The sequence below is a fragment of the Mycobacterium sp. E1747 genome (genome assembly GCF_001667775.1).
Classification (GTDB): domain Bacteria; phylum Actinomycetota; class Actinomycetes; order Mycobacteriales; family Mycobacteriaceae; genus Mycobacterium.
This window is the reverse complement of record NZ_LZJI01000064.1, coordinates 1-10,532: the sequence shown is the minus strand read 5'-3', so window position 1 is coordinate 10,532 and position 10,532 is coordinate 1. Positions and strand designations below refer to the sequence as shown.

The following is a 10,532-nucleotide window of genomic DNA, read 5'->3' as shown; positions in this document are numbered from 1 at the left end:
GGCCGCACAGTCGAGGGCGAACGTGCGGCCAGCCGCAAATTCGGCGGGGCGGCATCATCCATCGTCACTGTGCGGCCTGGCGCACATTGGGCAGGGGAAACCGTCCCGGGAACAAACGGGCGCCGGGCTGGGTTGAGCGCATCAGACTCAGTTTTTGGAGGATTGATGGCTGAAGCCAAATCGGTGCCGGTGCTGTTCGTCACCGACACCATCGTGTTGCCCGGAATGGTCGTGCCGATCGCGCTCGACTCGAGCTCTGAGGCCGCGCGGGCGGCGATCGACGCCGCCCAGGCGAGCGAATCGGGGCAGTTGCTGATCGCGCCACGGCTCGATGACCGCTACCCGTCACACGGTGTGATCGCAAAGATTTTGCAAGTCGGACGCATCGCGGGGGGCGGCACCGCGGCCGTCGTGCGCGGCGAGCGGCGGGCGCAGATTGGGACCGGCGCGTCCGGGCCCGGCGCTGCCCTGTGGGTCGAGGTGACCGAGGTCGCCGAGGCCGAGACGACCGACGAGATCAAGGCACTGACAGCGGAGTACAAGAAGCTGCTGCTTGCCATGCTGCAGCGGCGCGAGGCCTGGGAGATCGTCGACTACGTCAACCGGTTGACCGACCCGTCGGCGCTGGCGGACACCTCCGGCTACGCGTCCTACCTGTCCAGCGAGCAGAAGCGGCAACTGGTCGAAACCGTCGACGTCGCCGAGCGGCTGCGCGTGCTGATCGACTGGACCAGCGCCCACCTGGCGGAGGTCGAGGTCAACGACAAGATCGCCGAGGACGTGCGCGAGGGCATGGAGAAGACGCAGAAGGAATTTCTGCTGCGCCAGCAGCTGGCCGCGATCCGCAAGGAACTCGGCGAGGGCGAGCCCGACGGATCCGACGATTACCGGGCCCGCGTGGAGGCCGCCAAGCTGCCCGAGAAGGTCCGCGAGGCCGCGCTGCGTGAGGTCGGCAAGCTGGAACGGTCCAGCGACCAGAGCCCGGAGAGCGGTTGGATCCGGACCTGGCTGGACACCGTGCTCGACCTGCCCTGGAACGCACACACCGAGGACTCGACCGACCTGAAGGCCGCGCGCGGCGTCCTGGACGCCGACCACCACGGGCTGGACGACGTCAAGGACCGCATCGTCGAGTACCTGGCGGTGCGGGCGCGCCGCGCCCAGCGCGGGCTGCAGGTCGTCGGAGGGCGCGGCTCTGGTGCGGTGATGGTGCTGGCCGGCCCGCCCGGGGTCGGCAAGACGTCGCTGGGTGAGAGCGTCGCCCGGGCACTGGGCCGCAAGTTCGTGCGTGTCGCCCTGGGCGGTGTGCGCGACGAGGCCGAGATCCGCGGGCACCGGCGCACCTATGTGGGCGCGCTGCCGGGCCGGATCGTGCGGGCCATCGGTGAGGCCGGTTCGATGAACCCCGTTGTGCTGCTCGACGAGATCGACAAGGTCGGATCCGACTACCGCGGTGACCCGAGCGCGGCGCTGCTGGAGGTGCTCGACCCGGCGCAGAACCACACGTTCCGCGACCACTACCTGGATTTGGACCTGGACCTGTCCGATGTGGTGTTCCTGGCCACCGCCAACGTGATCGAAAACATCCCGTCGGCGCTGCTGGACCGCATGGAGCTGGTGACTATCGACGGCTACACCGAGGACGACAAGGTCGCCATCGCGCGGGACTACCTGCTGCCCCGGCAGCGGGAGCGGGCGGCGCTGACCGAGGACGAGGTCACGCTGACCGACAACGCGCTGCGCAAGATCGCCGCCGATTACACCCGCGAGCCCGGGGTGCGCCAGTTCGAGCGGCTGCTCGCCAAGGCGCTGCGCAAGGTCACCACCAAGCTGGCCGACGCCGCCGAGCCGATCATCATTGACGAGCCGGATCTGGTCGACTACCTGGGCCGTCCGCGGTTCACCCCGGAATCGGCCGAGCGCACGGCGGTGCCCGGCGTGGCCACCGGCCTGGCCGTCACCGGCCTGGGCGGCGACGTGCTCTACATCGAGGCCGGCGCCACCGACGGTGAGCCCGGTTTACAGCTGACGGGACAGCTGGGTGACGTGATGAAGGAGTCGGCGCAGATCGCGCTCTCCTACGTGCGCTCCCACGCCGCTGAGTTGGGCATTGATATCAAGGCCCTCGACCGGCGCATCCACGTCCACGTGCCCGCCGGCGCGGTGCCCAAGGACGGCCCGTCGGCCGGTGTCACCATGGTGACCGCGTTGGTCTCGATGGCCACCGGACGTCAGGTGCGCTCCGACGTGGGGATGACCGGGGAGGTCACACTGAACGGGCGGGTGTTGCCGATCGGGGGCGTGAAGCAGAAGTTGCTGGCGGCCCAGCGGGCCGGCCTGTCGACGGTCTTCATCCCGTCCCGCAACGAACCCGATCTGGACGACGTGCCCGCGGAGGTGCTCGACGCGCTGGAAGTGCGGTCGATGACCGACGTTGCCGACATCGTGGCTCAGGCGCTGGAACCGGTCGCACAGACCGCTACGTTCGCCGCGTGAAACGAGCCGCCCACCCCGCCGTTCGCTGAGTTTCTCGGTCCCGCATGAATGGGCATTGCACGCCGTCGGCGTGCCCGCCCCCGGCGCGCCCGAGCGCGAAGAGGTTTTCACCGTCCATGCCCCGGGTATCTGGGGTGTTGGAGGTTCGACTGCCCGCAAGGGCGGTGGGGTGAGCGAATCACCAAGTCAATGGTTGAGCTGCCATTGAGGCAGCCAAATCGCTCGACAAGGGGGTTCACTGATGAATCTGAGCAAAATCGCAGCCGGCGCTGTCATGGCCGGAACCATCACGTCCGCGGCGTTCGGAATTGGCGCCGGAATCGCGCAGGCCGACCCGAACGGCCCGAACATTCCCGGGCCGAACGTCCCGGGCCCGAACGTGCCTGGACCCAACGGTCCGGACCTGGGCGGCCCGGGCCAGCTGCCGCCGCCAGGGGTGCCGATCTGTAACGGTGGCCCGGGCGCCAACTGCAACGGGCCGGGCACGCCGCTGCCGCCGGGGCAGCACGGCTTCCCGCCGCCGGGGCACTACAACGACCCCATCGGCTACGGACTGCCGGCGCGCTGGACCCCGCCGGGCCAACCCGGCGACTACCCAGTCGTGTTCAACGCGTCCGTGAACCAGTGGGGTGTCTACCTGCCCAGCGGTCAGTTCGTCGCCTACGTGGCATAAAACGGTATGAGGAAGCGGCCGCCCCCGGTATCGGGGGCGGCCGTTTTCGCTGCGCGGTGACATCGGCGGCGGGCTGGCGTTGAATAAAACCGTGAGTCTCAAACGCCGAGTGGTCCATCGTGTGCAACGCCTCCTCGTCAATCCAGTGGGCCGGCAAATGCCTGGCATCAGCTTGGAAACCACCGGCCGCAAGAGCGGCAAGCCGCGACGCACCGCCGTGGGCGGACGGCTGATCGACAACCAGTTCTGGATGGTCTCCGAACACGGCGAACACTCCGACTACGTCCGCAATATCAAGGCCAATCCTGCCGTTCGGGTGCGCATCGGCGGTCAATGGCGCAGCGGCACCGCGCATCTGCTGCCCAACGACGACCCGTTGCGCCGGCTGGGCGACTTGCCGCGTCTCAACAGCGCGGTGGTGCGGCTGATGGGCAGCGACTTGCTGACCATTCGGGTGGATCTGGACTGACGCCTCGCATGGTCTACGACGAGAGCCTGGCGAACGAAATCCGTGAGCTCGTGGCCTCCGAGCGCGGCGTCGAGGAGAAACGCATGTTCGGCGGCCTCGCCTTCCTGGTCAACGGCAACATGTCCGTCGCGATCAGCGGCCAGGGTGGTCTGCTGGTCCGCGTCCCGAAGGACGACCTCGACAACGTGCTGCGGCGAGACCATGTCAGCCCCATGGTGATGGCCGGCCGCGACATCCGTGGCTGGGTGCGGGTGGACCCCGCCGGCGTGCGCACCAAACGCCAGCTTCGGAGCTGGGTGACACGCGGCGTCGGCTACGCGCGCAGCCTGCCGGCCAAGTGAGCCGCGCGGTTTGCTGACACCCGGCGCGGGTACGTGATCGGGTATGCCCAACCGCGAGCGACTGGTGCGACGACTGCTCGACGTTGCCGGCACCACCTACGCCACCGAGGCGCGAATCAGCCTCGGCGACAAGCCGATGCCACTGTTTCAGCTGCTGGTGGTCTGCATGCTGGCCAGCAAGCCGATCGATGCCGCCATCGCCATGGCCGCCGGGCGCGAGCTGTTCAAGGCGGGTCTGCGCACGCCCAAGGCGGTCCTGGACGCCGACCGGCAGGCCATGATCGACGCCTTCGGCCGGGCCCACTACGTGCGCTACGACGAAAGTTCGGCCACCCGGCTCACCGAGATGGCCCAGCGCGTGCGCGACGAATATTCCGGCGATCTGCGCGAACTGGCCGAACGCAGCCAACACGATGCCGCCGCGACTAAACGATTACTCAAGCAGTTCAAGGGCATTGGGGACACCGGCGCCGACATCTTCTTGCGGGAGGTGCAGGACGTCTGGACCTGGCTGCGGCCGTACTTCGACGACCGCGCCACCACCGCGGCCACGCAATTGGGCCTGCCGGCGCAACCGGCAAAGCTGGGAGCCCTTGCGCCGCAGGCCAATGCGCGGCTGGCCGCCGCGCTCATCAGGGTGTCGCTGGACGACGAGGTGCGCCGGGAGGTGACGGGTTGACCGTCCGGATCGGTACCTCCGGGTGGTCCTACAACCATTGGGCGGACGTGCTGTACCCGACGGGCCTGCCCGCCGCACGCCGGCTTGCTCGTTTCGTCGAGGTGTTCGACACCGTCGAGCTGAACGCGAGTTTCTACCGCTGGCCCAAAGATACGACCTTCGCGGGATGGCGCGACAAGCTGCCCGACGGCTTCAAAATGTCCGTCAAGGCGCATCGGGGTCTGACGCACTACCGTCGCCTGGCGTCCGTCGGGCCGTGGATCGAGCGCTTCGAGCGCTGCTGGGAACTGCTGGGCGATCGTCATGGAGTGCTGCTCGTTCAGCTGCACCCCGAGCAGCAGCGCGACGAAGCGCGCCTGGACGCCTTTCTGGGGGGCATGCCGGAGTCGATCCGGGTGGCCGTCGAGCTGCGCCATCCGTCCTGGAACGACGAGGGCGTCTATGAGTTGCTCGAACGTCGCCGCGCCGCCTACGTGGTGATGAGCGGCGCCGGGTTGGCGTGTGTGCCGCGGGCCACCACCGATCTGGTGTATGTGCGCATGCACGGTCCGGATCAGGACGCGATCTACGCGGGCTCCTACTCGAACGACCAGCTGCGGGGGTGGGCCGAGCGAATCGCCGCGTGGAACGCTGACGGAAAGGACGTGTGGATGTACTTCAACAACGACCTGGGCGGCCACGCGGTGCGCAACGCGCTGTACCTGCGCGAGCTGCTGGGTTAGTCGGAAACCTCATCGACGGGGGTCCACGCCCCGTCGATGACCTCGGGCGGGCGCTGCGCCTGCAACCGGTCACGCTCGGCGCGGCGACGTTTGATCCGCAACCGGGCGTCGCCGGGCATGGTGACCAGCTCGTCACAGGTCAGGTAGTACACGTCATCGGCGACATCGAACAGGTCCGCCGCGACTCGGCGAGAACCCAACTCGCGCAACGTTATCCGGAGTTGATGGGTGAACCGCAGGGTGGCGTCGTGAGCGAGCTCGCGTGAATCGCGGGCGCTGGCGGTGAGCCGCTGGGCCAGCGTCGGCGGCGGTGAATCGGAGGACGCGGCGGCGGCCACGGCGACTTCCCCGGCCGCCCTCAGCAGCATCGTCGGGTCGTCCGCATACGTCTGGCTGGCCAGCTCCGCCTCGCCGGGCCCGCGATGGGCGATGCGGGCGACGGCCTCGTCCACGGCGGCCGCGGTGGAGGGAGACAACGCCCGGATGCTGGCGAGGTTGCCTTCCTGGGCCAGGACACACAGCGGCGGGTCGGCCCGCAGCGCGGCGGCCAGCCGGGCGGTTTCGGTCGCCACGATGCTGCTTTCCATGATCATGCCCACCCCGGGGACACCCCGTGCCGCCTTGCTGCGCTCCAGAGCGGCCGCGGTGACACCGCTGTCGATCAGCCACAACCCGGTCAGGATCCAGCCCTGATGGATGCGGTCCCGCAGCAAGCCGATCCGCACCTCGAGGCCGGCATCGGGGAGCGACGCCAGCTGCGCCGCATCGAGGTGTTCGGTCTCGGCGGCGGCGCTGTAGGCGCGGGTGTCGGACTTGAGATGGCGCAACAATGCCAGCGACCGGCCCGCGACGACGGCTTTGGCGATGAACCCGAGCGCCCCGCCGGCCAATGCCGGCTCACCGAACGGCAGGGGGTCGCCCACGTGCGGCCGGCCTACCAGCGCCTCGCGGGCGACGGCGTCCTGGTCCCAGCCAGGCAGCTGCGTGGCGGCCACCATGTTGACCGACACCCCGACGTAGGGCCGGTGGCCGAACACGGCGATGGCCCGGTTTCCCCACTCCTCGCCGACCACGCCGCCGAGCGCGAGCACGTGGCTCAGCACCCGATTCGCCTCGCGCAGCCCGCGCAGCTGCACGTCCAGCGTGATGGGGGTGAGCGGGCCGGGCAGCGCCGCGGCGAGATCGCCCGCACTGAAGACGGGAAAGCGCGGGTCGATCCGGTCGTCGAATTCGCCCTCGACGCCCTCGGGGGCCGCGCTGCGCTCCTCGCCGGAGGGGCCCGGGCGCGGGACCACCTCGACCGGAAGCGCCAGTTGGCGACCGTGCCCGGTGGCGCCCGCGGCGGCGATCCGGCGGCCGACGAGGCCGCGTGCGGTGTCGGCGACCGCTTCGAGCGCCTGCCAGCCGAACTCGAACGACCAATCCTCTTGCACCCCAGCGATGTCCATCTCCGGGATGAGCTGCGGCCAGCTGCGCACCCGGTTCAACCGGGACCGCGGGTCGGCGGACCGCAGCATGCGCCATGCGGTGACCACGTTGACGGTGCCCGGCGAGGCGAGGTCCACCACGCCCGTGCGGTCGGTGTTCACCGAGGCCACCAGGAAGCGCACCAGGTCCTCGACGTGCAACACCCGCATCGGCTCCGCCGAGACTTTGGTGCGCAGCAGCGTCGCTACGGTGCGGCACACCATCCAGTCGAGCTGGCGCCCGACCGGCGGGGCGATCCGGACCACCAGGCTGGGAGCCCAACTGGTGGTCACCAGGTCCTCGGCCGGCCGGTAAAGCTCCGGTGGGCCCGCGGCTTGGGACACGAACAGCAGCCGGGCGCCGGCGCGGGCGGCGACGTCGGTCACGTGCGCGAGGCCCTCGATATCGGCGCTGCCCGGCGCGGTGGTGTCGACCGGGGCCAGATGGATCACCGTGTCGGCGTCGTCGGCGAGCTCACGCAGGACGGGGTCACCCAGCGACGCGCAAACGAATTCGACATCGGGGTCCAGGCAGGGATGCGGGCGCTCAGCAATGCCGCTGACCGTGTGCCCGGCAGCGGTCAGCTGCCGTGCAACCAGCCGCCCGAGTGCGCCGGTGGCGTCGGTAACCAGGATCTGCACCTGGGCTCACCTCCCCGACCTCAAACTCAACAATAGGCAGACGGCATGGCCCACGCGACCGTTACTGAACAAACGTCAGTCCGAGCCGGGCAGGACCGCTCCGGGCGCTTATTGCACCGTGGCACTGCCGTCGGCGGAGACGGCTACTTTGGCGCCGCCGATGTCTTCCTGCACGGTGGCCTGCGCCGCGGCGCTGTCGGTGATCACCGCCAGGGTCCGCGAGCCGTCGGGCGTGCGCACGGCCACGAAGGCCTTCTCCGGTCGCCCCTCGCGGTCGAACGGCGTCGTCCACGCCTCCACCGTGCCGACACCTTCCCACTCCACCAATCCGGCACAGGTGGGCTCGCGGTCGACCGTCGGTTGCGCGTCCTCCCAACGGAACTCGGCGGGCGGTTCGGTCCCGTACACGCCGAAGCTGTGCTTGGTCAGATAGCCGCCGTTGGCGGTGATCAGTCCGCGACGCCCGGGGTTGGCCGCCAGCAACTCCGCCATGGTGGCGATGGAGTGCATCACGTAGTTGCTCCAGGGGCCGCCGGCGAACGTCAGCCCCCCGGTGACGGTCAGCGGGCGGGTGGGATCGTCGACGGGCAGCCCGAATTCGGCCGCGGCGACCTGGACGGCCGAGGGAAAGCAGGAGTACAGGTCGACGTAGTCGATGTCGTCGATGCGCAGGCCCGCCAGCTCCAGCGCCCGGCCGCCGGCGATCCGGATGGCCGCAGAGCGATGCAGCTCATCGCGCTCGGCGATGGCCGAGGTGTCGTGCGCGTCGGTGCCCGCCTGCGGATAGATCCAGCGGTCCGCGGGCACCTGCAGTCGCCTGGCCTGCTCCACCGAGCTCAAGACGAGCGCGGCGCCCTGGTCGACCATGTTGTTGGAGTTCATCAGCTTGGTGTAGGGCCAGCTGATCATCCGGTTCTGCGGGCCGGGCTCGCAGATCTCCTCGGCGGTCACCGGTTTGCGAATCCACGCGTGCGGATTGTCGACCGCGACGGCGTTGAAGCGGGCCCACAATTCACCGATGCGCCTGCGGTGCTGTTCGATGGGCTCGCCGTTGGCGATCCGCAGCGCTTGCTCGAACATCGGGTAGACGTAGGCCGGCCGGTCCAGCCGGATCCTGATCTCGGCGTCACCGGCCATCGGGACGTCATCGCCGCTGATCTGCGCCATCGGCACGGAGTCGTCCTGCTCGGTCCACTCGAGCTTGCCGCCGTTGGCCCGCAGGCCCCGGCGGGTGCGCCAGGTCTCGGCGCCGGCGAGCAGCACCACCTGAGCCCGGCCCCGCTGGATGTCCAGGCATGCCTGGTTGACCAGCGCCTGCGGCACGTTGCCGCCGACGGGGCTGTACAGGGTGGTGAAGTCGCTGGCGCCGATCCGCTGCCCGAGCAGCAACCCGGGGTCGCGGTACTGCGCGGACAGGATGTTCACCACGCGAATGGAATCCACGGCCTCGATCACCCGCGCGTCGGCGGCCTGCCGGGCCGCGGCCGCCATCAGGTCCACGGGTTCCACGGACCGCCTGTTCGGGTCGATCTCGTCGCGGTGGTTGACCTGGCCGTAGCCGATCAGCACGGGTGTCCTGGGGTCCACGGTCATGGGTCAAACTTAGCGGGGCTATCGATCCCGATGGCCGCGCGGTCAGGGTTCGCCGCGTCCGGGCGGCCCGAACAGCACGCCCTCGGTGGTGAGCCGGTCGATCTCCTGGGGACTCATGCCGAGTACCCGTCGGCAGACGTCGACGGTGTCCTGGCCCGGCACGGGCGCCGGGCGCTGCGGGGCCGGCGGAATGTGCCGGAAGGGCGCCGGGCCGGTCTCCGCGGGCAGCGGACGTGCGACGAGGGGATGCAGCATCTCGGCATACAGTTTTCGCTCGATAAGCTGCGGGTCGTCCAGGACGTCGGACGGCCGGTTCATCGGCCCGGCCGCGACCCCCGAGGACTGCAGCAGCTGGGCCGCCCGGGCCGGGATGCGCGTCCGGGTCCAGGCCGACACCAGCTCGACCAACTCCTCCCGGTGCGCCAGCCGCGCCTCGCCCGTGGCGAAGCGCGGATCGTCGGCCCATTCCGGGTGGTGGAAAACGCCTGTGGCGCAACGCCATTCCTCGTCGGAGGCGATCGAGATGGCGCACCATTCGTCGTCGCCGGCGCACGGATAGACGGCGTGCAGGCTGGTGTCGGCGCAGATCCTCGGCGCGCCCGCGGCCAGCGCGGCTTCGGTGACGTACAAGGTGTCGAGTTGATTGACGACCGCTTCGGCCTGCGAGATGTGCACGTGCGACCCGCCGCCCGAACGATGACGGTGGATCAGCGCGGCCAGCGCCGCGATTGCGGTGATCCGGCCGACCACATGGTCCGGGAAGATCGTGGTCGCGTCGTAGAAGTGGTGCCGGCCGCCCTGGTGTGCCTGCGGATCGTCGGCAGTCCACAGCCGGGTCACGCCGGTGGCCGCGCGGACCAGCGGGCCATAGCCCATCCGCGTGCTCCACGGACCCCGATCGCCGTATGCGCTGCTCTCGGCGAGCACGATGTGCGGATTGGCCGCACGCAGGTTGTCGTAGGAAAGGCCAAGCGCGGTAAGCGTTCCCGGTTTGAAGTTGGCGAAGACGGCGTCGGACTCCGCGACGAGACGGGTGAAAATCTCCTTGCCCGCGGGGCTGCGCAGATCCAGGCCCATCGCCAGGTGGTTGCGGTGCGTCCACGCGAACGACTCACTCATGGCGTCGCCGGCGCGGGCTTGCCGCAACCCGTCCGGGTGCTCGGCGCTTTCAATCTTGATCACCTCGGCGCCCAGGTCGCCGAACAGGCGGCTCAACTCGCCGCCGGCCACGATGATGCCCAGATCAAGGACGCGCAGCCCGGCAAACGGATAGTCGCCGATGCGGCCCGACGGTGATTGCACCACCGCGGGATTTCCGCGCCAACCCGGTCCGTCCTGCCCCGCCGAAGGGGCCGGGCTGCGGAAGCCGGCGTGGTGGCCGTCGACGACGAAGTAGCCGGTCGGCACGCGAGTGCGCACCCCGGGAACCAGCTCCGCCTCGGTGACCGCGC

General features: G+C 69.7%; 9 protein-coding genes. 6 read left to right on the top strand and 3 right to left on the bottom strand.

Annotated features, from left to right (window positions below):
• Nucleotides 1–165 precede the first annotated feature (165 nt).
• From lon to A5695_RS07065, 6 genes are all read left to right on the top strand, one after another.
• The gene (gene lon / locus A5695_RS07090) at nt 166–2,496 is read left to right on the top strand and encodes an endopeptidase La (RefSeq protein ID WP_068079450.1); all 2,331 of its coding nucleotides are present in this window, start codon (nt 166–168) and stop codon (nt 2,494–2,496) included.
• Nucleotides 2,497–2,737: 241 nt separating this feature from the next.
• A complete protein-coding gene (locus A5695_RS29455) occupies nt 2,738–3,169 on the top strand; it encodes a hypothetical protein (RefSeq protein ID WP_231974746.1) in 432 nt (143 codons plus the stop codon).
• Nucleotides 3,170–3,260: 91 nt separating this feature from the next.
• The gene (locus tag A5695_RS07080) at nt 3,261–3,638 is read left to right on the top strand and encodes a nitroreductase family deazaflavin-dependent oxidoreductase (protein ID WP_068079449.1); all 378 of its coding nucleotides are present in this window, start codon (nt 3,261–3,263) and stop codon (nt 3,636–3,638) included.
• Between the two features lie 8 nt (nt 3,639–3,646).
• Nucleotides 3,647–3,979: a TfoX/Sxy family protein gene (locus tag A5695_RS07075; protein ID WP_068079448.1), complete on the top strand. Its 333-nt coding sequence runs from the start codon at nt 3,647–3,649 to the stop codon at nt 3,977–3,979.
• A 43-nt stretch (nt 3,980–4,022) separates the two neighbouring features.
• On the top strand, nt 4,023–4,658 hold the full coding sequence (locus A5695_RS07070) for an endonuclease (RefSeq protein WP_068079447.1): 636 nt from the start codon (nt 4,023–4,025) through the stop codon (nt 4,656–4,658).
• The gene (locus A5695_RS07065) at nt 4,655–5,380 is read left to right on the top strand and encodes a DUF72 domain-containing protein (protein ID WP_068079441.1); all 726 of its coding nucleotides are present in this window, start codon (nt 4,655–4,657) and stop codon (nt 5,378–5,380) included. Before A5695_RS07070 ends, A5695_RS07065 begins: the two co-directional genes overlap by 4 nt.
• Here the strand turns inward: A5695_RS07065 and A5695_RS07060 are convergent.
• From A5695_RS07060 to A5695_RS07050, 3 genes are all read right to left on the bottom strand, one after another.
• Entirely contained in the window at nt 5,377–7,488 is a 2,112-nt protein-coding gene (locus A5695_RS07060; RefSeq protein ID WP_068079439.1) for an NAD-dependent epimerase/dehydratase family protein, read from the bottom strand. The two genes, A5695_RS07065 and A5695_RS07060, sit on opposite strands and share 4 nt — an antisense overlap.
• Before the next feature lie 108 nt (nt 7,489–7,596).
• Entirely contained in the window at nt 7,597–9,081 is a 1,485-nt protein-coding gene (locus tag A5695_RS07055) for an acetyl-CoA acetyltransferase (protein WP_068079437.1), read from the bottom strand.
• A gap of 42 nt (nt 9,082–9,123) precedes the next feature.
• A partial coding sequence (locus A5695_RS07050; protein WP_197515382.1) for a CaiB/BaiF CoA-transferase family protein occupies nt 9,124–10,532 on the bottom strand: 1,409 nt, incomplete at its 5' end.